The organism is Pseudomonas putida (genome assembly GCF_002741075.1).
Classification (GTDB): Bacteria; Pseudomonadota; Gammaproteobacteria; order Pseudomonadales; family Pseudomonadaceae; genus Aquipseudomonas; species Aquipseudomonas putida_T.
The window spans coordinates 1,474,350-1,497,934 of record NZ_CP016634.1; the positions used below are offsets into that span (position 1 = coordinate 1,474,350).

Annotated in this window: 18 protein-coding genes; 12 read left to right on the forward strand and 6 right to left on the reverse strand. The window is 66.0% G+C overall.

Going from position 1 to position 23,585, the window contains the following annotated elements; translation table 11 throughout:
• The 3 genes from IEC33019_RS06975 to IEC33019_RS06985 all read left to right on the forward strand — a co-directional run bounded on the left by IEC33019_RS06975 (position 1) and on the right by IEC33019_RS06985 (position 3,346).
• Entirely contained in the window at positions 1–927 is a 927-nt protein-coding gene (locus IEC33019_RS06975) for an alpha/beta fold hydrolase (protein ID WP_099593228.1), read from the forward strand.
• An 86-nt stretch (positions 928–1,013) separates the two neighbouring features.
• Positions 1,014–1,424: a VOC family protein gene (locus tag IEC33019_RS06980; protein WP_070090978.1), complete on the forward strand. Its 411-nt coding sequence runs from the start codon at positions 1,014–1,016 to the stop codon at positions 1,422–1,424.
• Between the two features lie 242 nt (positions 1,425–1,666).
• The gene (locus tag IEC33019_RS06985; protein WP_070090977.1) at positions 1,667–3,346 is read left to right on the forward strand and encodes an MFS transporter; all 1,680 of its coding nucleotides are present in this window, start codon (positions 1,667–1,669) and stop codon (positions 3,344–3,346) included.
• Positions 3,347–3,402: 56 nt separating this feature from the next.
• On the opposite strand, the gene IEC33019_RS06990 is transcribed toward IEC33019_RS06985, so the two are convergent.
• Positions 3,403–3,972 carry a hypothetical protein gene (locus IEC33019_RS06990; RefSeq protein ID WP_070090976.1) on the reverse strand — a complete coding sequence of 190 codons (570 nt, stop codon included), beginning with the start codon at positions 3,970–3,972 and terminating at the stop codon, positions 3,403–3,405.
• A gap of 133 nt (positions 3,973–4,105) precedes the next feature.
• On the opposite strand from IEC33019_RS06990, the gene IEC33019_RS06995 reads away from it, so the two are divergent.
• From IEC33019_RS06995 to IEC33019_RS07025, 7 genes are read left to right on the forward strand one after another with little or no spacing between them, the layout of a single operon-like run.
• Complete coding sequence (locus IEC33019_RS06995; protein ID WP_070090975.1) at positions 4,106–4,786, forward strand: thermostable hemolysin; 681 nt, start codon at positions 4,106–4,108, stop codon at positions 4,784–4,786.
• Positions 4,776–6,242 (forward strand): AMP-binding protein, encoded by a 1,467-nt coding sequence (locus IEC33019_RS07000; protein WP_070090974.1) that lies wholly within the window; start codon positions 4,776–4,778, stop codon positions 6,240–6,242. Before IEC33019_RS06995 ends, IEC33019_RS07000 begins: the two co-directional genes overlap by 11 nt.
• Before the next feature lie 8 nt (positions 6,243–6,250).
• On the forward strand, positions 6,251–6,931 hold the full coding sequence (locus IEC33019_RS07005; protein WP_070090973.1) for a TenA family transcriptional regulator: 681 nt from the start codon (positions 6,251–6,253) through the stop codon (positions 6,929–6,931).
• Complete coding sequence (locus tag IEC33019_RS07010) at positions 6,918–7,724, forward strand: SDR family oxidoreductase (RefSeq protein ID WP_070090972.1); 807 nt, start codon at positions 6,918–6,920, stop codon at positions 7,722–7,724. The genes IEC33019_RS07005 and IEC33019_RS07010 overlap by 14 nt, the downstream gene beginning before the upstream one ends.
• Positions 7,721–8,362, forward strand: coding sequence for a tetratricopeptide repeat protein (locus tag IEC33019_RS07015; protein WP_070090971.1), 642 nt, complete (start codon positions 7,721–7,723; stop codon positions 8,360–8,362). Before IEC33019_RS07010 ends, IEC33019_RS07015 begins: the two co-directional genes overlap by 4 nt.
• Before the next feature lie 2 nt (positions 8,363–8,364).
• Positions 8,365–9,027 carry a response regulator gene (locus IEC33019_RS07020; RefSeq protein ID WP_070090970.1) on the forward strand — a complete coding sequence of 221 codons (663 nt, stop codon included), beginning with the start codon at positions 8,365–8,367 and terminating at the stop codon, positions 9,025–9,027.
• Positions 9,024–10,397, forward strand: coding sequence for a sensor histidine kinase (locus IEC33019_RS07025; protein ID WP_070090969.1), 1,374 nt, complete (start codon positions 9,024–9,026; stop codon positions 10,395–10,397). The genes IEC33019_RS07020 and IEC33019_RS07025 overlap by 4 nt, the downstream gene beginning before the upstream one ends.
• Here the strand turns inward: IEC33019_RS07025 and IEC33019_RS07030 are convergent.
• The 5 genes from IEC33019_RS07030 to IEC33019_RS07050 all read right to left on the reverse strand — a co-directional run bounded on the left by IEC33019_RS07030 (position 10,391) and on the right by IEC33019_RS07050 (position 15,255).
• Positions 10,391–10,777, reverse strand: coding sequence for a VOC family protein (locus IEC33019_RS07030; RefSeq protein WP_043215929.1), 387 nt, complete (start codon positions 10,775–10,777; stop codon positions 10,391–10,393). The two genes, IEC33019_RS07025 and IEC33019_RS07030, sit on opposite strands and share 7 nt — an antisense overlap.
• Before the next feature lie 263 nt (positions 10,778–11,040).
• Entirely contained in the window at positions 11,041–12,147 is a 1,107-nt protein-coding gene (locus IEC33019_RS07035) for an acetoin dehydrogenase dihydrolipoyllysine-residue acetyltransferase subunit (protein ID WP_070090968.1), read from the reverse strand.
• Positions 12,144–13,166, reverse strand: a complete 1,023-nt coding sequence (locus IEC33019_RS07040; RefSeq protein ID WP_070090967.1) for an alpha-ketoacid dehydrogenase subunit beta — start codon at positions 13,164–13,166, stop codon at positions 12,144–12,146. Before IEC33019_RS07040 ends, IEC33019_RS07035 begins: the two co-directional genes overlap by 4 nt.
• Before the next feature lie 33 nt (positions 13,167–13,199).
• Positions 13,200–14,177 (reverse strand): thiamine pyrophosphate-dependent dehydrogenase E1 component subunit alpha, encoded by a 978-nt coding sequence (locus IEC33019_RS07045; protein ID WP_070090966.1) that lies wholly within the window; start codon positions 14,175–14,177, stop codon positions 13,200–13,202.
• A gap of 22 nt (positions 14,178–14,199) precedes the next feature.
• Positions 14,200–15,255, reverse strand: a complete 1,056-nt coding sequence (locus IEC33019_RS07050; protein ID WP_070090965.1) for an ATP-NAD kinase family protein — start codon at positions 15,253–15,255, stop codon at positions 14,200–14,202.
• 276 nt (positions 15,256–15,531) lie between these two features.
• Between IEC33019_RS07050 and IEC33019_RS07055 the strand changes: the two genes are divergently transcribed.
• Both IEC33019_RS07055 and mnxG read left to right on the forward strand, forming a co-directional pair.
• A complete protein-coding gene (locus IEC33019_RS07055; RefSeq protein ID WP_070090964.1) occupies positions 15,532–17,391 on the forward strand; it encodes a sigma-54-dependent Fis family transcriptional regulator in 1,860 nt (619 codons plus the stop codon).
• Between the two features lie 332 nt (positions 17,392–17,723).
• A complete protein-coding gene (gene mnxG / locus IEC33019_RS07060) occupies positions 17,724–23,570 on the forward strand; it encodes a manganese-oxidizing multicopper oxidase MnxG (protein WP_070090963.1) in 5,847 nt (1,948 codons plus the stop codon).
• The last annotated feature ends 15 nt before the right edge of the window (positions 23,571–23,585 follow it).

A 23,585-nucleotide genomic window follows, 5' to 3' on the forward strand; every position in this document is an offset into this window, starting at 1 on the left:
ATGCGTTCGCAGTGCAGTCCCAAGGATCACCTGCTAGACCTCGATGGCGTCGAGATTGCCGTGCGTTGCTGGGGGCCGGAAGACGGCATTCCCGTGCTGGCCTTGCACGGCTGGTTGGACAATGCCGCTTCGTTCGAGCGCTTGGCACCGTTGCTCGATGGGTGCTTCGTGGTGGCGCCGGACTTGGCCGGCCATGGCCGGTCGGACCATCGGCGCGATGACAGCGGCTATTACTTGTGGGAACACGCCGAGGACATGCTGGCCGTGGTCGAGAGCCTGGGCCTTGGGCATTTTCATGTGGTGGCCCATGGGATGGGTACCGGCATCGCCTCGTTGCTGGCGGCGCTCACCAGCAGTATCGCCAGCATGGTCTTTCTCGATGGCATGGGCGTGCCCTTTACCGTGGCCGCGGATGACCGTGTTCAGCACCTGGCCCGGGCCTACCGGCTCAAGCGCATGGTTCGGCGCAGCCGTTTGCAGGGCTTCGCCGAGCCGGGCGGCAGTCAGTTCGATGACCTGGAGTCGGCGCTGCTGCAGCGGCGCAATCGCCTCGACAGTACGTTGTCTTCGGACGCTGCGCGCCTGCTGGCCCTGCGCGACCTGCTGCAAGTGGGCGATGGCTACTGCTGGCGCCACGACCCGCGTCTGGTCTTGCCCGAGCCGATGCCGCTGACCGAGCGTGAAGCCTGTGACCTGCTGCGTCAGATCGCCTGCCCGCTGTACCTGATGCTGGGGCGCCAGGGGGCGTTCGCTGGCGATGGCTTCGAGCAGCGCCAGGGCGCCTTGCCCGAGCACGCCCGGGTCAGCTGGCATCCGGGGGGGCATCACTTCCACTTGGAGGCGCCTGACCGGGCGCTGGTCGACCAGATCCTGCGGGTGCTGGCCAGCCACGATACCGGCCAGTTGCAGCGCCTGGTCAACGAGTAGGCAGCGGACGAGGGGCTGTCGGCGGGCGTTGGGATGGGCTATGTTGCCTGCGTACCTTTCCAGGGTCCGCCACAAGGAGCAGCGGCATGCCACCTTTCATCATTCAGCACATCGATCATATCGTCCTACGGGTCCAGGATCTGGAGCGCAGCATCGCCTTCTACTGTGACCTGCTCGGCTGCCAGGTGAGCCGAACGCGCGATGACCTCGGGATGGTCCATCTGGCGGCGGGCACCGCGATGATCGATCTGGTGACCCTCGATGGCCCCCTGGGACGCCCGGGCGGGCCGGGGTCGAACGGGCAGGGCAACAACCTTCATCACTTCTGTCTGCGCATCGAGCCGTTCGACGAACAGGCCCTGACCACCTACCTGCAAGCGGCGGGCGTCACCGTCGAGCCTGCCGAGAAGCGCTATGGCGCCGAGGGCGAAGGCCCCTCGCTGTACTGCTTCGACCCGGACGGCAACCAGGTGGAGCTCAAGGGGCCGTTGTCATGACTGCGGCCCAGGTGCGCCGGCATTAGGTCCAGACACCACAAGGCGCCCCCCTGGCCGGGTGCCCTGTGGTCGGCGCCCCATCGCCATGCGGGCAAAGGCGATTATGCTTCAACTGACCCTGCTGCGATCCTGGGCGCTTCGCCTGTCGTGCTTCGCACAATCTGAAAGTCCTAGGGCCTGGGTGTACGGGTGAATTGCATGGGAGGCACCTGCGGCCTGCAACCTCGAGACGGAGGCAACCCATGGCGGTCATCGACAGTACATCCACGGGCAGTAGCGCGCCCCAGCGCGGCATCACTCGGGAGGAGCGCAAGGTCATCTTCGCCTCGTCCCTCGGCACCGTGTTCGAATGGTACGACTTCTACCTCTACGGCTCCCTGGCAGCGATCATCGCCAAGCACTTCTTCGCCGGCGTCAACGAGACCACTTCCTTCATCTTCGCCTTGCTGGCCTTTGCCGCCGGGTTTGCCGTGCGGCCGTTCGGCGCCATCGTGTTCGGCCGCCTGGGTGACATGATCGGGCGCAAGTACACCTTCCTGATCACCATCGTCATCATGGGCCTGTCCACTGCAGTGGTGGGTGTGCTGCCCGGCTATGCCAGCATCGGCGTGGCGGCGCCGATCATCCTCATCACCCTGCGCCTGCTGCAGGGTCTGGCGCTGGGTGGCGAATATGGCGGTGCGGCCACTTATGTGGCCGAGCATGCGCCCAAGGGCAAGCGTGGGTTCTTCACCTCATGGATCCAGACCACCGCGACCCTGGGGCTGTTTCTCTCGCTGCTGGTGATTCTGGCTTGCCGCACACTGCTGGGTTCTGAGGCCTTCGAGGCGTGGGGCTGGCGCATCCCGTTCGTGCTGTCGATCCTGCTGCTGGCGATCTCGGTGTACATCCGTATGCAGCTCAACGAGTCGCCGGTGTTCATGAAGATGAAAGCCGAAGGCAAGGCCTCAAAAGCGCCGCTGACCGAGTCCTTCGCCCGCTGGGACAACCTCAAGGTGGTGATCATGTCGCTGCTCGGCGGCACCGCCGGCCAAGCGGTGGTGTGGTACACCGGGCAGTTCTACGCGCTGTTCTTCTTGTTGCAGACGCTCAAGATCGACCCGCAGACCGCCAACCTGCTGATCGCAGGCTCGCTGTTGATCGGCACACCGTTCTTCATCCTGTTCGGCAGCCTGTCCGACCGCATCGGCCGCAAGAAGATCGTCATGGCCGGCTGCATCATCGCCGCGTTGACCTACTTCCCGATCTTCAAGGCCTTGACCGAGTACGGCAACCCGGACGTGTTCGTCGCCCAGGAGCAGAACCCAGTGGTGGTGATCGCTGACCCGGACCAGTGCGCGTTCCAGTTCGACCCGGTGGGCAAGGCCAAATTCACCAGCTCCTGCGACATCGCCAAGAGCTTGCTGGCCAAGCGCGCCATCCCTTACCAGAACGAGCGCGCCGAGCCTGGCAGCGTGGCGCAGATCCGCATCGGCGAGCGGGTGATTCCAAGCTTCGAGGGCGGTGCGTTGGCCGCGACGGACTTCAAGGCCCAGAGCGAGAGTTTCACAACCACCTTGGGCAGCGCGCTCAAGGAGGCGGGCTACCCTGAAAAAGCCGACCCGGCCAAGACCCATTACCCGATGGTGCTGTTGCTGCTGACCCTTCTGGTGATCTACGTGACCATGGTCTATGGCCCGATCGCGGCCTGGCTGGTGGAGCTGTTCCCGGCGCGGATCCGCTACACCTCGATGTCATTGCCGTACCACATCGGCAATGGCTGGTTCGGCGGATTCCTGCCGACCGTGGCGTTCGCCATGGTGGCCGCGACCGGGGATATCTACTACGGGCTGTGGTATCCGATCGTCATTGCGGTGATGACGGCGGTATTGGGCACGTTCTTCCTCCCGGAGACCAAGGATCGGGAGATTCATCACGCCTGACGGGCACGCAGTCGAAGGGGCGCAGTGCGCCCCTTCGTAGGCAGATCATCCACGCCTCAATCGAAACACCCGCGCAAGGCGTAGCGATAGCCGATGTCCACGCCTGAGCTGTCGCCTCGGGCGTGGGTCTGTTTCAGCACGAACTCGAAGGCCGGTTCGTACAGCCCGTCGCGCAGCACGGCGCCGGCCAGCACCTCCACCCGGTACCAGCCGTTGTCCAGTTCGATGATCGGCCGCCCAGGCTGCTGGTAGCGTGCCAGCAGGTCGCCCAGGGTCTTGGGGGTGAAGTGCTGCAGGATGCGCCAGGTGAACAGCATCAATGAACGATGCTCCACCTGCAGCACATAGCCCGGTCGGCGGTGCTTGAGGCGGCTGCCGGGGGCGAGCAGGGCAGGCGTGTCGTCACCCAGGCTGAAGATGATCCGGTAGGGCAGGTTCTCGACGCCGGCCAGGGGCAGGACGACGCCCTCAAGCACCGCCTGGTCGCCGCTGTCGCCATGGGTGAAGGCCCGGGCCAGGTCGTCGGGCAGGGCGTGCTCTTCCTTGAAGCGATGAAGCAACTGGATATCGCCAAGGATGAAGTAGTCGATCAGGTCGTTCTGGACTTCGCTGAATTCGTAGCGCATTGGGTTTTCCTTGTTATGGCTGCGCTGTGAGGGACAGCTGACTGTAGCGCAACGTCCTCGTGGCTGTCTTCAGACTGCCTTCAGGTTCGCTGCCGATACTCCCCCCATCGAATCTTCCCCTGGGGGGAGCCTCATGATCGACGAACATTGGCGCGCCTTGTTTCCTCTGGCGATCGGCACCCACGCCGACCGCGGCATGGCGCATCTGACCTTGAGCCTTGCCAACGAGCCTGGCCGTAGCGAAGTTGAACACTTCATCCACCAGCGTTTCGCCTCGGTCCACCATGCCGATGTCCACCACTACCTGCCGGAACTCTTGAGCCTGACCGACAGCCACGGGCGTCTGATCGCCGCCGCTGGTGTGCGCCTGGCCGCAGAGGGCGCGTTGTTTCTGGAGCGCTATCTGGACGAGCCGGTGGAACGCGCGGCCTCGCGCCTGGCCGGTGGCCCGGTGAGCCGGGAGCAGGTGGTGGAAGTGGGCAACCTGGCAGCACTCAGCGCTGGCAGCGCGCGCATCATGATCATCGCCGTGACCTGGTTGCTGGCCGCCCGAGGGCTGGACTGGGTCGCCTTCACCGGAGCTGCGACGTTGGTCAACAGCTTTCACCGCCTGGGCCTGGTGCCCACCTTGCTGGCCGACGCCGATCCCACCCGGCTCAATGGCGAGCGAGAGCATTGGGGCAGCTACTACAGCCAGCATCCGCACGTGTTCGCCGGCAACATCGGCCTGGGCCATGCGGCGCTGACCCAGGCCGGTGTGTTCCAGCGCCTGGGGTTGCCCCCCACGTTACAGGAGGCTGGCCATGCGGCATGAGGTGCAGGCGTTCGCCGAAATACTGCAACAGCACGCCCGCGATCGCGGCGCGCAAATCGCGGTGCAGGGCGCAATGGGCCGTTTCGATTATGGCCAGCTGTTGAGCGAGGTCGAGCAGCGCGCCGCGTGGTTGCGCACCCAGGCGCCCGGTACCTTCGCCCTGGCCTTGGACAACGGGCCCCAGGCGCTGTTTTGGGACTTGGCGGCGCTGTTGGCCGAGCGGCCCTGCGTGATCGTGCCGCCGTTCTTCAGTCCGGCGCAGGTCCGTCATTGCCTGGACGACAGCGGTGTGACCCTGGTCCTGGCCGAGCCGGGGTTTGCGCCGGCGCTGCAGGCGGCGGGCTTCAGCGAAGCCGAGGGCTTCTGGTCTCGCCAGGTGGGCGCGGCCCATGCCTTGCCGGCGGGCACCGCCAAGATCACCTACACCTCCGGCAGCACCGGCGCCCCCAAGGGCGTGTGCCTGGGAAGCGATGCGCTGCTGCGTGTAGCCCGCGAGCTGGAAGCGGCCAGCCGCCCGACAGCACCGGGGAAGTACCTGGCAGTGCTGCCCCTGGGCGTGCTGTTGGAGAACCTCGGCATTTACGCTGCCTTGCTGGCTGGCGCCTGCGTGATGATCTACCCGCAGGCGCAACTGGGCATGCAGGGCGCAGGGCAGGTCGACTGGAAGCGTTTGCTGGGCAGCATCGCCTTGAGCGGCACCGAAAGCCTGATCCTGGTGCCGCAACTGCTGCTGGGCCTGGTGAGTGCCATCGAGCGCGGCCTGACCCGGGTCGGGCCTTTGCGCTTCGTGGCCGTGGGCGGAGCGCGCGTGGCGCAGAGCCTGTTGGCCCGGGCCGAAGCAGTCGGCTTACCGGTCTTCGAAGGCTATGGATTGTCCGAATGCGCCTCGGTGGTGTGCCTCAACCGACCCGGCGCCCGACGCCCCGGCAGTGTCGGGCGACCCTTGCCCCACGTACAGGTGCGCATTGCCGAGGACGGCGAAGTATTGGTGGCCGGCTCGACCCTGCTGGGGTACCTGGGCGAGCCGCCTTTCACCGGGCAATGGTGGCCAACGGGGGATATCGGCCATTTCGACGACGATGGTTTCCTGTACCTGGCAGGACGCAAGAAAAACCAGTTCATCACCAGTTTCGGGCGCAACGTCAACCCCGAGTGGGTCGAGGCCGAGCTGACCCAAGGCGGCGTGATTCTCCAGGCCTTCGTGCACGGCGAGGGTTTGGCGCACAACCTGGCGCTGCTCTGGCCGCTTGATCCGAGCAGCGACGACGCGCTGATCGAGCAGGCGGTGGCGCAGTGCAACGCGGGCCTGCCGGATTACGCCCGTGTCCACACCTGGAAACGCTTGCCCGAACCCTTGAGCGCTGCCAACGCAACCCTGACCGCCAATGGCCGACCGCGCCGGGACGAGATCCTGCAGCGTTACCACGGCCTTTTATCCGCTATCGATGTCCCATGAGGTCTGTCATGTCTTTCTTCGAAACCTTGCAAGCACGCACCACCCCGCAACGCGACGCCCTGTTCGGCGTGCCGGTCATTCGCGAGGCACTCGCCGGTGCCGTCAGCCTGGAGGGCTATGTGGCCTTCTTGACCCAGGCCTACCATCACGTGCGCCATACCGTGCCGCTGATGATGGCCTGCGGTGCACGACTGCCCGCGCGCCTTGAATGGCTACGCGGTGCGGTGTGCGAGTACATCGATGAAGAGTACGGCCACGAACGCTGGATTCTCAATGACATCGAGGCCTGCGGTGGCGACCCTGACCGGGTGCGTGACAGCCGCCCGGCGCTGCCGATCGAGCTGATGGTGGCGTTCCTCTACGACACCATCGCCCGGGGCAACCCGGTGGGGTTGTTCGGCATGGTCAACGTGCTCGAAGGCACCAGCATCGCCTTGGCCACCCAGGCCGCCGGGACCATCCAGAGCAGCCTGGCCTTGCCAGACAACGCCTTTAGCTACCTGAGCTCCCACGGCGCCCTGGACCAGGACCACATGGCCACCTACCGCGGGCTGATGGACAGGCTGGACCAACCTGAAGACCAAGAGGCGGTGATCCATGCCGCCCAGGTGGTGTACCGCCTGTACACCGAGATGTTCCAAGGCTTGCCACGTGCGGGCGGGCAAGGGGTGCGCCATGCGTCTGCCTGAATGCACGGCGGTATTGACCGGGGCCAGCGGTGGCATCGGTTTGGAATTGGCGACCCAGCTGTGCGCCGCCGGCGCACGGGTGCTGGCGGTCAGCCGGCACATGGGGCCGCTGGCTGCCCTGATGAACCGCTACCCCCAGCAATTGCGCTGGCAGTCGGCCGACTTGCGTAGCCATGCCGGTCGTCAGGAGGTGATCGCCGCCGCGAAGGCGATGGGCGGGGCCAACCTGTTGATCAACGCTGCGGGGGTCAATCGTTTCGCGCTGTTCGAGCAGCTCGACGAAGCGGCGCTGGATGACCTGATCGACCTCAACATCAAGGCCACCCTGCAACTGACCTGTGGCCTGCTGCCGCTGCTGCGCGAGCAGCCCCGGGCATTGGTGGTGAACGTCGGCTCCATCTACGGCTCGATCGGCTATCCCGGCTATGCCACCTACAGCGCCAGCAAGTTCGCCTTGCGCGGATTCTCCGAAGCCCTGCGCCGGGAGCTTGCCGACACGTCGGTGAACGTGTTGTATGCCGCGCCCCGGGCGACCCACACCAGCATGAACAGCAGCGCCGCCACCGCCTTGAACCAAGCCCTGAAGGTCGGGATGGATGACCCAGGCGATGTCGCCAAAGCCGTGCTCGATGCCGTACAGGCCGAGCGCAGCGAGCTGTACCTGGGCTGGCCGGAAAAACTCTTCGTGCGCTTGAACGGGATGTTGCCGGGTTTGGTCGATCGGGCCCTGCGCAAGCAATTGCCGCTGATCCGCCGCTACAGCGATGCCAACAGCAAGGAGTCGAACAAATGAGATACCTGATCCTCCTCGGCCTGTTGGTCGCTGCCCCGTTCACCTGGGCCTTGGATTCGGCCGGGACCCAGCGCCTGACGGATGTCCAGCAGCGCTGGGCCCAGATCCAGTACACGTTGCCCAAGGCCCAACGCGCCGATGCGCTGGAAAAACTGGCCGCCGACAGCGGTGCGTTCGTGCGTCAGTACCCAAGCTCGCCCGAAGCGCTGATCTGGGACGGCATCGTCAACAGCAGTTGGGCCGGGGCCACCGGTGGGCTGGGGGCGCTGGGCAAGGTCAAGGCGGCCCGCGCCAGCCTGGAGAAGGCGATCGCCATGGACCCCGTTGCCCTGCAGGGTTCGGCCTATACCAGTCTGGGGGCTTTGTACGACCAGGTTCCCGGCTGGCCCATCGGCTTTGGCGATAGCGACAAGGCCGAGGCCATGCTGCGCAAGGCGCTGGCGCTCAACCCTGAGGGTATCGACAGCAATTACTTCTGGGCCGATCATCTGGTGCGCGAAGGGCACTATGCCCAAGCGCGCGAGGCCTTGCACAAGGCATTGCAGGCACCTGCGCGGCCAGGTCGGGAACTGGCTGACAAAGGCCGACGCCAGGAAATCGATGCTTTACTCAAAAGTATCCAGGACAAACAGGACTGAGTATGCGGCTGCTGCTGGTAGAGGATGACAGGGCACTGGGGGAGGGGATCTGCGACGGTCTGCGTCAGGAGGGCTATACCCTGGACTGGTTGCAGGACGGCATCAATGCGCTGCATGCCCTTCGCCATGAGTCTTTTGACCTGGTGGTGCTGGATTTGGGGTTGCCCCGCCTGGATGGCGTCGAACTGCTGCGGCGCGTGCGCGTCGATGGTAATGCGGTGCCGGTGCTGATCCTCACAGCGCGTGACGCCACCGAGGATCGGATCGCAGGGCTGGACGCCGGAGCCGACGACTACCTGATCAAGCCGTTCGATCTCAACGAGCTCAAGGCCCGCCTGCGCGCCTTGCTGCGCCGCAGCGCCGGCCGAGCCCGGGTGGTGATCGAGCATGCCGGCGTAGAGCTGGACCCGGCCACCCAGCAAGTCAGCTACAACGGCCAGGCGGTGGTGCTCACGCCCAATGAGTACCGGCTGCTGCACGAACTGCTGGCCCAGCCGGGCAAGGTGTTCACCCGCGAACGCCTGACCCAGCTGCTGTATGGCTGGGGTGAAGAACCGGAGAGCAACACACTGGAAGTGCACATCTATCACCTGCGCAAAAAACTGTTCAACGGGCTGATCCGCACCGTGCGTGGCATCGGCTACCTGGTGGAAGGCAAGCCATGAGTTCGCTGCGCCGACGCACCCTGTGGCGGGTCATGCTGGTGCTGGTGCTCGGCAGCGCCTTGCTGGCCTTGTACAACTACCATGACAGCCGACACGAGATCGCGGAGGTCTATGACGCTCACCTGGCGCAAAATGCTCGCTTGTTGCAAGGGGTCCTGAGCCTGCCGCTGCACGGGCAGCGACGTGAAGACCTTTATCAGGCCTTCGACACGGCCTTGGGCAAGGCGGGGCGACATCGGGTCGGGCATCCGTATGAGAGCAAGCTGGCGTTCCAGGTGTGGAGCGATGACGGCGTGGTGATGGTCAATACCCCGAGCGCGCCGACATTCGTCACACGCCCGAGCACGCCGGGGTTTTCCGATCTGGTGGTCGATGGGCGCAAGTGGCGCAGTTTTGTCCTGCCGGTTCCCGAGCAGCACTGGGTGATCTGGGTGGGCGAGCGCAGCGATGTGCGCGACGACCTGGTCGGGCGTATCGTGCGCCATACCCTCCTGCCGTTTCTGTTGGGCAGCCTGGCCCTGGCGCTGTTGGTCTGGCTGGCCATTGGTCGCGGCCTGATGCCGCTGCAGAACATGGCCCAGGTCATTCGCGCGCGGCACGCCGAATCTCTGGCACCGCTGCAACTGGTCCCGTTGCCCGGGGAGCTCGAACCGATGCAGGCAGCCATCAACCGCTTGCTGGCACAGATCGAGCAGTTGCTGCGCCGCGAGCACCGCTTCATCGCCGACGCGGCCCATGAAATGCGCACGCCCTTGGCGATCCTGCGTCTGCATGCGCAGAACGCCCAGGGCGCCACCACCGAAGAGGAGCGGCAAAAGGCGCTGGGCTTTCTGATCGCAGGCGTGGACCGCCTTGGCCGGGTGGTCAACCAGCTGCTGACCCTGGCCCGCCTGGAACCGCGCCTGGCGCAGCGCACCCGGGAGCGGGTCGACCTGGAAGCCTTGGTGACCGAGCACCTCGCCCAGCTGGCGCCCTGGATACTCGAACAGGGCCAGGAACCTTCGCTGGATATCGCCCCCGGCGACTATCACCTGGCGACCGACGCCGGCGCCCTGGCCATTGCCCTGCAGAACCTGGTGACCAACGCCGTGAATCATTCACCGCCTGGCGGGCGGATCCGCGTATCGCTGGCGCGGGTGGGAGAACAGGTATTGCTCTGCGTGGAGGATGAAGGGCCCGGTATCGACGAAGCAGACCTCGAACGGGTGTTCGAGCGTTTCTACACCAAGGATTCGAGCAACGGTGCGGGGCTGGGATTGTCGATCGTCAGCATGATCGCCGAGCGCCTGGGTGGCAGCGTGCAGCTGTGCAACGTCGCGCCACACGGGCTGCGGGCGACCTTGCGCCTGGAGGCCGGCGCGTCTCAGTGACGTTGGGCGATCTGGATCAGGTTGCCGCAGGTGTCGTCGAACACGGCCACGGTCACCGGGCCCATGGCGGTCGGTGGTTGGGTGAAGCGCACGCCGGCTGCGCACAGGCGGGTGTATTCGGCCTGGATATCGCGTACCCCGAAGGACGTCGCGGGGATGCCATCCTGCTTGAGGGCGGTCTTGTAGGTCTTGGCGGCGGGATGGGCATCGGGTTCGAGCAGCAGCTCCACACCGTTGGGGTCATTGGGCGAGGTGAGGGTCAGCCAGCGGTGCTGGCCCATGGGAATGTCATGCTTGGGCTCGAAACCCAGTACATAGTGGTAGAAGGCAAGGGCCTTGGCCTGGTCATCGACCAGGATGCTGGTGATCACGATCTTCATAGGCGTGCGTCCGTTCTGCGGGCAGTTACCTGCAAGTAAAGACGCTCTGGACCCGTTCACCACTCCCCATATGGGCGAGTCCACTATCGCATTCGCGGGTAAACCCGCTCCCACAAGGGCGGCGGCGTGCTTGCGATGCCGGCGTGCCCGCGAATGCGCCGGTGAATCCACCTTCATATTCGCGGGCAAGCTGGAGCTCGGAACCGCCGCTCCCAACGTCATCTCGCCCGCATGTTGAAAGGGCCGCGAAGCGGCCCCTGTGGTCAATCTTGACGCAGAAACGCCAGCAACTGCTGGTTGACCTGCTCGGCCGCCTCCATCTGCACCATGTGTCCCATGCCCGCGATCACCACTGCCTCGGCCTCCAGCCCTTGGGCATGGCTGGCTGGAATGATCGCGTCCTCGCTGCCCCAGATCACCAGCACCGGATGCTGGCCCAGGACGCCGCGCAGGTCGTGCCGTTGCCGATCACCGTCGGCAATGGTCGAGACCAGTTGGCGCAAGGCGCTGTCGACCCCTTCCAGGCGCTTGAACTTGAGCATGTCCTCAAGCATCTGTCGGGTCACCAGGCCGGGGTCGGCGAACAACTGGCTCATCGCAGGCTTCAGGGCGTTGCGGCTGCCGGCTTCGACGAAGGCGCGCAGGTAGCCGCCATTGATCGCCTCGCCCAGACCTGCGCTGGCGATCAGCCCCAGGCTCGCCACCCGTTGCGGGGCCAGGCGGGTCAGGTTCAGGCTCACCGCGCCGCCCATGGAGTGGCCGACGAAATGGGCGCGGGGGATGTCCAAATGGTCAAGCAACGCCAACACCGCTTCGCTCAGCTCATCCAGGTCGCCCCGTTGCAGGGCCTTGGCCGACTCGCCGTGGCCAGGCAGGTCCAGGGCGATGACGCGGCGTTCGCTGGCCAAGGCCGGGTGATTGAACAGCCAGTTGTTGAGGTCGCCACCAAAGCCATGCACCAGCACCAGCGGCGTGCCGCCTTCGCCCAGCTCGAACCAGCGCAGCAGGCGACCGCCCACTTCGGCCTTCTGCGGCGCCGGCCCCTGGGCCTGTTCACACCCACCTTCGGCGACGAATTCGGCCTGAAAGCGCTGCACCACGGCGTCGATCTGCGCCTCGTCGGCGTCACCTTCGACCACCACCGCGAGCAGGGCACCCACCGGTAGGGTTTCATCGGGCTGCGCCACCACCCGGCGCAGCACGCCGCTGAATGGCGCCTCGACGCTGCTGCTGATCTTGTCGGTCTCCACGTCCAGCACTTCATCGCCTTGGTTGATGACGTCGCCTTCCTGCTTGAGCCAGGTATCGACCCGGCCTTCGGTCATCGACAGGCCCCATTTGGGCATGGTCAGGGTATGGATCTGGCTCATGCGGCGCTCCTCGTGGCCTCGATCACCTTGCGCACGGCGGTTTCGATCTTCGCCGCGTCAGGTATGTACAAGTCTTCGAGCGCGTCGGAGAACGGCACCGGCGTGTGCGGCGCGGTCACCATCTCGATCGGGCCCTTGAGGGCACCGAAGGCCTTCTGCGCGACCAGCGCACTGATGTCGGTGGCCATGGAGCAGCGCGGGTTGGCTTCGTCGATCACCACCAGGCGTCCGGTCTGCTCGACGCTTTCAAGGATGCTGTCTTCATCCAGCGGGCTGGTGGTGCGCAGGTCCAGCACTTCGCAGTCGATGCCCTGGCGCGCGAGGTTGGCGGCAGCCTCCATGGCCACGTGGACCATGCGGCCATAGGTCACCAGGGTCACGTCGTCGCCGTCACGCAGGAAATTGGCTTCGCCGAACGGGATGCTGTAGACCTCCTCGGGCACCTCACCCTGCATGCCATAGAGCAATTTGTGCTCGCAGAAGATCACCGGATCGTTGTCGCGGATCGCCTGGATCAACAAGCCCTTGGCGTCGTAAGGCGAGGCGGGGCAGACCACCTTCAGGCCCGGGATGTGCGTCCACAGCGAAGTGAGCATCTGCGAATGTTGAGCGGCGGCGCGCAGTCCAGCGCCGTACATGGTGCGCATCACCAGCGGGGTGACCGCCTTGCCGCCAAACATGTAGCGAAACTTCGCCGCCTGGTTGAGGATCTGGTCCAGGCAGCAACCGGCGAAGTCGACGAACATCAGTTCGCACACCGGGCGCAGACCCTGGGTCGCGGCGCCAACCGCGGCGCCCACGTAACCGATTTCCGACAATGGTGCGTCCAGCACGCGGCCAGGGAACTGGTGATAGAGGCCCTTGGTGACGCCGAGCACACCGCCCCAGGCATCGTCTTCACCGGGCGCACCCGCGCCGCCAGCGACGTCTTCGCCGATGATGAACACGGTATTGTCGCGGCGCATTTCCTGGGCCAGGGCTTCGTTGATGGCCTGCTGGTAGCTGATCTTTCTTGCCATGGTGGTTCTCCTGTTGTTCTTGTAAACCGCAGCTCACGGGTAGGCGACGTAGACGTCGGTGAGCAGGTCGGCGGGCTGCGGCTTGGGATCGGACTTGGCGCGGCGCACGGCGTCTTCGATCAGGTCCGCCACGCGGGCATCGATGGCATCGAGCTGGTCGTTACTCAGCAGGCCGGAGCGGGTGGTCTTGTTGCGAAACTGCAGCAGGCAATCGCGCTGCTCGCGCAGGTTCTTCACCTCGTCCGGGGCGCGGTAGGTCTGGGCATCGCCCTCGAAGTGGCCGTAGTAGCGGCTGAGCTTGACCTCGATCAGCGACGGGCCTTGCCCTGCGCGGGCGCGTTCGATGGCGGCGCCCGCAGCCTCGTGCACGGCGAAGAAGTCAAAGCCGTCGATGGTCACCCCAGGCATGCCGAAGCCTGCGGCGCGGTCGGCGATGTGATCGCAGGCCACCGACCAGGTCGAGGCAGTGGCCTCGGCGTAGCCGTTGTTCTCGGCGACGAAGATGCACGGCAAGTTCATGATCGAGGCCAGGTTCATCGCCTCGAACACCGCGCCTTCGTTGGAGGCGCCATCGCCGAAGAAGGCCACCGACACGTCATCGCGGCCCTTGATCTTGGCCGCCAGGGCAGCGCCGGCCACCAGGGGAGCACCGGCACCGACGATGCCATTGGCCCCGAGCATGCCTTTCTCCAGGTCGGCGATGTGCATCGAGCCGCCCTTGCCGCCACAGACGCCGGTCTTCTTGCCGTAGATCTCGGCCATCATCCCGTATACGTCCACGCCCTTGGCGATGCAGTGGCCATGGCCACGGTGGGTCGAGGCGATGCAGTCGCTGTCGCGCAGATGGGCCATGACCCCGGCGGCGGAGGCCTCCTCGCCAGCGTAGAGGTGGACGAAGCCTGGGATTTCGCCGGTGGCGAATTCCACGTGCAGACGTTCTTCGAAGGCGCGGATGGTGCGCATCACTTCATAGGCATGCAGCAATTGTTCGGAACTGAGGTGAGTGGACATCTTGTTGTTCTCCAGGGTTGTCTCAACACGGGTTTGCAGCGAAGTGCCGGTGATCGCGAGGGATCGCCAGCAAGTGATGGCGGGCGGCATAGGCCAGCACGGCCTCGACATCGACCGTGAGGGGGCCGTTGGCGTCGAGGGTCACGGTGGGGGTGTCGTGGGGGGCGAATTCGATCTCGCGCTCGCCGTCCAGGGCCAGGGTGCCGCTGGCGAGGCTCAAGGGGTAGGCGACGCCGGGTTCCAGCGGGCCGGAGGCGCTGATGCTGCAAGCCTGCAGCAGGCCGGGAGCCACAGGGGCGAGTAGGGCCTGCTGGCTGTCGGCGTACAGGTGCACCCAGGCGCCATGCCGATCCTGGCGCGATACCGGGCACCACAGCCCGCACAGCGCGGAAAGGCCGATGGCGTGGGGTTCGGCGAAACAGGCGAACACCTCGGCCAGGTCTTCGCTACGGCTCAGGGCGCGGGCGCCGATGAAGCGCTGGGGCGATACCGCGACTTCCACCAATGCCCATTCGCACAGGCCCTGCTCGGGCACGCGCACCAGCAGGCGCTTGTTGCGACGCAGGCCGATGCCGGCCGGGACCCTGCCACTGGCCTGCAAGCCACCGGCCAGCCCGGCGCTGGTGGCCTCGCGCAGCTCGGGGAAGGCATTGTTGGTGCCGGTGGACAAGGTCAGCAGCGGCACATCACCGGCCTCCGCGGCCACTGCCTTGTGGGTGCCATCGCCACCGAGCACGGCGATCATCGTCACGCCGTACTCGACCATGCGCTGGGTGGCCAGGCGCGTATCGGCCACGGTCTGGGTGAGCGGCAGGTCGAGCAGGTGCAGCGCGGGCCAGTGTTGGCTGCGGGCGACCGGCCCGACACTGGCCTTGAGCACGGCGGCGGCGATGCCGGTCATGTCGGTCGGCAGTAGCACCTTGGCGATGCCGGTGGCGCCGAAGGCGGCAAGCAGGCGCTGGATGGTCGAGGCCTTGTCGGTGCTCGAGTACAACCCGGCGTTGGCGGTCAGGCGGCGCAGGTCGCGACCGGAGGCCGGGTTGGCAATGATGCCGATGGTCGGGGCAGGTTGCGTCATGGCGCACCTCGGTTTCTTGTTTGTCAGGGCTAGAGCAAGCGCGGTGCCAGGTTTTCCGGGTTCACCGCCAACGCCCGTGGCAGAGCGTTTCTGCCTGCCTGGGGGCGCTGTCTGCGCACTGGCGGGCGAGACGCCGGGTGCCAGCCAGGCTGGGGCGCAGGCGAGACGCTGAGACGCAGCGTCTCAGGCCGGCCGATGATCACGCAGTGCTTGTCGGGCAGTGCCTTGAGGCGCTTAATGGCCGCACAACGACAAGAACACGAGACCGGAGGCCCAATGCTTGCCGCGAACTCCCGAGCCCATGTCGATTGCGTCAGCCGGGTGCTGAAAAACGCCGAGCGCCTGCCCCAGGCCCCGGTACCGACGCTGATCCTCGACTCCTGGCGCCGCTCCATGGACCTGTACCGCCTGGACCCCGGTTCCTTGCAGGGGCCGCGCATCCTGTCCCAGGCGGTGCTCAACGAGTGCCGCGAGCGCGCCGAGCTGTTCCTGAGCATCGCCAGCGACGCCGTGGCCAGGTTGCACGCCCAGGTGCGTGGTGCTGACTACTGCGTGTTGCTCACCGATGCCCAGGGGCGCACCATCGACTATCGGGTCGAGTCGGCCATCCGCAACGACTGCCGCAAGGCCGGGCTGTACCTGGGCACGTGCTGGTCCGAAGGCGAAGAGGGCACCTGCGGGGTGGCCGCGGTGCTGACCAGCAAGGCGCCGATCACGGTGCACAAGCGCGACCACTTTCGCGCCGCCTTCATTGGCCTGACCTGCACGGCTGCGCCGGTGTTCGATCCCCAGGGGGAGTTGCTCGGCGTGGTGGACGTGTCTGCCTTGCAATCACCGGACGACCGTCGCAGCCAACACCTGATCCGTCAGTTGGTCGAGCAGACCGCACGCGAGATCGAGAACGCGTTCTTCATGCACAGCGCCCAAGGTCACTGGGTGATGCGCGCCCATGGCACCCCTGGCTATGTGGAGAGCCAACCGGATTACCTGCTGGCCTGGGATGCCGACGGTCGCCTGCAGGCGATCAACAGCCTGGCCCGCCAGCGCCTGCTGGAGGGGTTTGGGCGGCTGCCGATGCACATTGGCGAGCTGTTCAACCTCGACCAACTGCGCCATGCCAGCGACGCGAGCGCCCAGCGCCTGCCGGGCTGGGGCGGGCTCTATGGCCGTGTCAGCGCGCCCCAGCGCCGGCCCCGACCAGCGGCGCCCCAGCAGGCCCAGGATGCGCGCATCGAGCAGCACCTGCGTCTGGCCACGCGGGTGAAGGACTGCAACCTGGCGGTGTTGGTGCAGGGCGAGACGGGTGTGGGCAAAGAAGTCTTCGCCCGCCAGGTACATCAGCAAAGCCTGCGCCGCGACGCTCCATTCGTCACCCTCAACTGCGCGGCGATCCCGGAAAACCTCATCGAGAGCGAAGTGTTCGGTTATGTGGCCGGAGCCTTCACCGGCGCTTCGAGCAAGGGCATGCAGGGCCTGTTGCAGCAGGCTGATGGCGGCACGCTGTTCCTCGATGAGATCGGTGACATGCCATTGAACCTGCAGACCCGCCTGTTGCGCGTGCTGGCCGAGGGCGAGGTGGCGCCGCTGGGCGCGGCGCGCCGCCAGCGGGTGGACATGCAAGTGATCTGCGCCACCCACCGGGACCTGGCGGCGATGGTGGCTGAAGGGCGTTTTCGCGAGGACCTGTATTTTCGCCTGGCCAATGCCCGCTTCGAGTTGCCACCGCTGCGCGAGCGCCACGATCGCTTGGGGTTGATCCACCAACTGCTGGCCGAGGAGGCCGAGGCCTGTGGCGTCGATGTGAGGCTGACGGACGCGGCGCTCGAAGTGCTGCTGACCTATCGCTGGCCGGGCAATCTGCGTCAGCTGCGCCAGGTACTGCGCTATGCCTGCGCGGTGTGCGACGGCGGGCAGGTGAGGCGGGAGGACCTGCCCGAGGCGGTGCGCGCAGAGGGTGCGGTCGCTGCCGCTGCCGAGGCGATGACCTGTGACCCGGCGCGCCAGTTGCTGCTCGACGCGTTGATCCGGCATCGCTGGAAACCGGCGGACGCGGCCAAGGCGCTGGGCATCTCCCGAGCGACCCTGTACCGGCGGGTGCATGAGCACCACATCGAGATGCCGAGGATGAAGGGCTAGCGTGTTCACCTGCGCGGCCCCATTCGCGGGTAAACCCGCTCCCACCCGGTCAGCGCCGCCCCTGTGGTAGCGGGTTTACCCGCGAAAGCGTCGGTTCGAGCGCCGCTGCAGTCAGGGAATAGAACGCGCTGGCGAACCGCCACGTCCACAGCGATCTCGAACAACGCCAATGCGATCTCGACGCATTACCCCCGAATCGGGGAATCCGCTGGGGAATCCTCCCCAATCTGTTTCGAATGCCAATCTAATGCCTTGAAAAATCAATAGAAAATTTATGGCATGCCACTTGCTCCGGCTTTGCGCAGAACGTCTGTGTTCCCCGGAGGTGCAGCATGATGACCCCGTTGAAAGGTTCCGTCCTGACCTCACTGACCCTGACCCTGTTGGGATGGGGAGCGGTGAGCGAGGCCGCGGTGCAGTGCCAGCGCACGCTGGTCGCCAACGTAGTGGCACTGGATCAGCCGCTGATGTTCAACCGCCTGGGGGCACAGAATGCCAATGGCATGATCTTCGCCTTGCGCCAGGACGTGGTGGACGAGCACCTGGTGCCCCTGAGCAATGGCGGGGCGGCTGTCCCCGGCAAGGTCACCTTGCGCCCGGACAAGCGCCCACGGCCGATCGTGCTGCGGGTCGCCGCCGGTGACTGCCTGACGGTCAACCTCACCAACCTGCTGGCCTACCAGGCCAACCCCAACAAGCATGGCTTCGACCCCGAGGAGAATGAAGTCGAGGGCGAGGAAGGGCCGGAACTGGAAGTCGAAGCCCAGAACGAAGGTTTCGTCGCCGACGAGCAGGTCACTGACCGCTTCGTGGGGTTCCAGGTGAACGGCATGCAGGCGGTCAACGGCATCAGCGACATCGCCGCCAACACGGGCCGCAACGGCAATTTCCTGGTGGCCCCGGGCAATACCCGCAGCTACACCCTCTACGCCGAGCGCGAAGGCGCCTTCGCGGCCACCAGCAAGGGCGCGACCTTTGGCGGTGAAGGCACGGCGGGCAACGTCTCCAATGGGCTGTTCGGCCAGGTGGTGGTCGTCCCCAAGAATGGGCGGACCTACCGCAATACCCTGACCGAAGAGGAAATGCGCCTGGCCACCACCGGCCGTACCGCCACCGGCCAGCCGGTGATCGACTACAACGCCCGCTACCCGCAGGTCGAACCGTGGATCGCCGAAGGCAAGGCGGGCAAGCCGATCATCGCCATGGTCGATGGCAATGAAATCCTCAGCAGCGAAACCGACGCCATCGTCATGGGCCCCAACCAGGACGGCAGCTTCCCGCCGTCGACCTACCCGCTGGAGTCCATCGGCAAGCGCAACCCGGCACTGCCCAACCGCCTGGAGGCCTTCCGCGACTTCGCCTCGCAGTTCGCCGATGAAGTGGCCGGCACCCAGGCCTTCCCCGGTTACTGGGCCGATCCGGTGATGGGGCATGTGCTGGAGCCGACCCGCGATTCGTTCATGATCAACTACGGCTCGGGCGGCATGGGTGCCGAAGTGGTGGCCAACCGTCTGGGCGTGGGGCCGATGCATGACTGCTTGTCCTGCGCCTATGAAGAGTTCTTCCTCAGTGCGCACACCGTGGGCGACGTCGGCACCCTGGTGGACGTCCCGGCCAACGTTGGCCTTGAGCACATCCGCCCCGGCGAGACGCCGCCGGCCAATGCGGTCGGGGTCAAGGCCACCATGGCCCTGTACCCCTCGGAGCCGGCCAACGTGCACCACAGCTACATCGGGGACTTCACCAAGTTCCGCAACACCCACAATGGCCACGAGCAGCACATCTTCCACCTGCACGGCCACCAATGGCTGTTCAACCCCAATGACGACAACTCCGACTACATCGATGCCCAAGGCATCGGTGCAGGTGGCGGCTATACCTACGAAATCGCCAACGGGGGTTCCGGCAACCGTAACCGGGTGGCGGGCGATGCCATCTATCACTGCCACTTCTACCCGCACTTCGCCCAGGGCATGTGGGCCATGTGGCGGGTGCACGACGTGTTCGAGGAGGGCACCCGCCTGGCGGTGAGCGGCGAAGGCGAGAACGGCTTCCACACAGCCCCCTTCGGCCTGCGCAGCGGCAAGCCGGCGGTGGGCGCGCGGGCACTGCCGGACGGCGAGATCATCGCCGGCACGCCGATTCCGGCAATCGTGCCGCTGCCTGGCAAGGCCATGGCACCGATGCCCGGCAAGGTCACCGTGGTGCCGAAACTGGCCGAGACCCTGGTGGCCGAGCAGGACGATGACGAACACGAAGACGGCGATGATGATCATCCGCAGGAAACCACAGCGCCTCGCGCCGTGGGCTCCCTGGCCCTGGTCGATCGCAGCGAGAGCAACCGCAACGCCGATGGCACCCTGAAGAACCCCGGCTACCCGTTCTGGATCGGTGGCATCGAGAGCAGTGTCGGCCAACGTCCGCCGACCCCGCCGCTGGACATGCTCGACCCGGCCCTGGCCCGTCAGCTCAAGGACAGCGGCAAGGCCCTATGGGCCAACCTCGACCCCAACCAGGTCGACGGCTGGAACGGTGGCCTGGGGCGTCATGCGCTGGATGGCGTCTCCGCTGGTGGCGAAGCTGAGATCACCACGACCAAGCTGGACTTCTCCAAGTCGGTGCATAGGGCCAAGCCGATCTACCTGCCGGAAGAAGGCACCGATGTCGAGCAGGCCGCCATGCAGTTCCATGCCAAGGCCGAGCATCCCAGCTATGCCCTGATGCTCAACAGCTCGCCGGTGCCGCGCAACTTCCGCACCAATGGTGCCTTGCCCACGGCCGGTGCGCCGTACTACGAGCCGTGCATGGACGATCGCGGCAAGCGCCTGACCCAGTCTTCGGGCGTGGGCGAGTTCGCCAGCGGCGAAAGCCTGGGCGGCATGAACTTCCGGGGCGGTTCGACTTTCACCGCCGACCGCCCGCGCATCTACAAGGGCGCCAACATCCAGTTCGATGCGGTGTACAACAAGGTCGGCTACCACTTCCCGCAGGCGCGCATCATCGCCCTGTGGGAGGACGCCTGGCCGGTGATCACCAAGCAGCGCCCACCGGAGCCGCTGGTGATGCGCATGAACACCTTCGACTGCACCATGTACCAGCACACCAACCTGATCCCGTCGTTCTATGAAATGGACGACTACCAGGTGCGCACCCCGACCGACGTGATCGGCCAGCACATCCACCTGCCCAAGTGGGACCTGACCGCCGCCGACGGCTCGGCCAACGGCTGGAACTACGAAGACGGCATCCTTTCGCCCGGCAGTGTGGTCGAGCGTATCCAGGCCATTCGCAGCTTCAACGGCTGCACCGAGGGTGACCCGCGCGATGGCTCCGACGCCTGCCCGAAAGCCAAGCAGCACCCGTACTTCGGGCGCTTCGGTCGGGCCGACTGGCTGGGCGCGCGTACCGCCATGCAGCGCTGGTTCGCAGACCCGTTAGTCAACGTGCACAACGTCGACCGGGGCTTGGGCACCATCTTCACTCACGACCACCTTGGCCCATCGACCCACCAGCAACTGGGCCTGTACGCGACGGTACTGGCCGAGCCGGCGGGCTCGACCTGGTACCACGCTGAAACCGGCGAAAAACTGTACAACCCGGCCACACGCCAGGATGGCGGGCCGACGTCGTGGCAGGCGGTGATCCAGACCGGCGATCACGACGGCGATGGCAAGAACGACAGCTACCGTGAGTTCTTCCTGGAGTACAGCGACTTCCAGCATGCCTATGAGGCGGGCGTGTACGTGGGCGCAGGCCCGGACGGCAAGCCTGACGGCCAGGCCTACCCGGCCACGGCCGACAGCTTCCGCTACGCGATCAACCCGCCTGTGCGGCAGAAGGCCGCCAACCTGCTCGAAGCAATCGTCGAGTCGCGCGGCGGGCTGGCCCCAGGCTGCCCAAGCCGTCCATGCCCACAGGCGATCTCGGTGGATGACCCTGGCATGTTCGTCGTCAATTACCGCAACGAACCGCTGGCCCTGCGCGTGTTCGACCCGAACAAGGTCGGCCCGGATGGCAAGCGCGGCATGCAGGCCGACGGCATGGCCGGCGACCTGGCCTATGCCATGCAAAGCCGCACCGACCGCGCCATCCCGGCGATGAACCAGGCGCCCTCGGCGATCACCTCGGCGGTCGGCCCGACCGGCGGCACCACGCTGTTCCCGCCGCACATCAACCAGGGTTCCGAGCCGGGTGACCCGTTCACCCCGATGCTGCGCACCTACTCGGGCGACAACGTGCGGCTGCGCATGCACGCCGGTGGCCACGAAGAGGAGCACAACATCACCCTGCACGGCGTGAAGTGGCTGCAGAACGGCTCCGGCTTCGGCAACAGCTCCAACTCGGGCTGGAAGTCGTCGCAGATGATCGGGATTTCCGAGCAACTGGGCTTCATGGCCCCGGTGTCGATGATCTCCAGCTCCGCGGCCACCAACGGTGACTACCTGTACTCCCTCGATGCGGCGCTGGAGGGCTACTGGAATGGTATCTGGGGCATCATGCGCAACTACACGGCCCAGCGTGCGGACCTGTTCCCGCTGCCGAACAACCCGCAACCGGTGGCCATGCGCAACACCGTGGCGTTCGACGGCATCTGCCCGAAAACCACGGCCAACGTCAATGGCATCGGCAGCCGGCCGACGGTCAAACGCAACTATGAAGTGGTCGCAGCCCTGGCCAACGACATCCTGGAGAACCGCAACGGGGTCAGCATCGCCGACCCGGCCGGTCTCGGCCAGCATGTCGGCGGCCCGCTCAAGGCCAACGGCGGCACCTTGGTGTTCAACAGCCGCCGGACCAGCATCCCGCTGGTGTCCGGGGTGGATCCGGAAGATGGCGAGACCTTCACCATCGGCGGCCATGCCGCACCACTGCATGACCCGACCGCGATCCTGTACGTGCGCAAGGCCGACCTGGATCCGAGCACCGGCAAGCTCAAGGCCGGCGTCCCGGTGGAGCCATTGGTGCTGCGGGCCAACTCCGGCGACTGCATCAGCATCACCCTGGAAAACCGCCTGCCGATGGTCATGCCTGACCTTGCCAGCACCGCGGTGATGCATGGCGTGGTCAAGCGCGACCGCAATGCCAGCGAAGGCGCCACCGTGTTCAACAACAACCAGATGCGGCCTTCGAGCCATGTGGGGCTGCACGCCCAACTGCTGGCCTACGACATCACCAAGTCCGACGGTGCCAACGTGGGCCTGAACCCGGTGCAGACCGTACCGCCCCGGGCGGGCACCAGTGGCGCCTATCCAAGCAAGGTGTACCAGTTCTATGCCGGGCACCTGGAGCGCGAAGGCAAGCCGGTGCTGCAACTGGGCCGCACGGTGGACAACATCAACACCACCGCCATCGAGTTCGGCGGCCTCAACCTGACCCCGGCGGATGTCATCAAGCAGCCGCAGAAGGGCCTGGTCGGTGCCATGAGCATCCTGCCCCAGGGCGCGACCTGGACCGAGGACACCGCCAGCCGTGCCCAGGCCACCGTCAAGGTCACCGGCCAGCCGGATTACCGTGACTTCGTCACTGTCTGGCAGCGCGCCTTGAACATGCGCTGGGCCGATGGTCGGCCGGTGGAGGGCATCAACACCGAGGGCAACGGCGCTGCAGGCGATCCGCAGGACAACGGCAACATGGCCGTCAACTACAAGACCGAGCCGCTGTGGCTGCGCTTTGGCATGGCGCCTGATTCGCCATTCGGCCATGCCGCCGGCCTGGGCTTTGCGGACGTGCCCAACGCCCACATGGCCTACGCCAACGCGCTGGTCGGTGGCGACCCGCAGACCCCGGTGCTCTGGGCCAAGCCCGGCCAGCCGCTGCGCAACCACATCCTCATGCCCAGCGGTGGCAGCCGCGGCATGATCTACCAGCTCGACGGGCACCTGTGGCCATTACACGCCTACCAGGCGGAGAAGAGCGACGTCGATGGCTACCCCATGGGGCTGCCTGGCATCGGCTCGGTGCGCTTCGGCTACAACCCGATGGCGATGTACATCGGCGCCCAGGAGAGCGTGCTGCCAGCCGCGCACTTCAGCTTCATGCTGCCCAGCGCAGGCGGCGCCAACGGTGTGCCGGGCGACTACCTGTTCCGCGACTACGGGGCCTACGGCAACCTTTCGGGGCTGTGGGGGATTCTGCGGGTCACCAATGAAACCCCGCCGGCCACCGCCCCGGCACAATAAGAGAAGAGGGAGCGC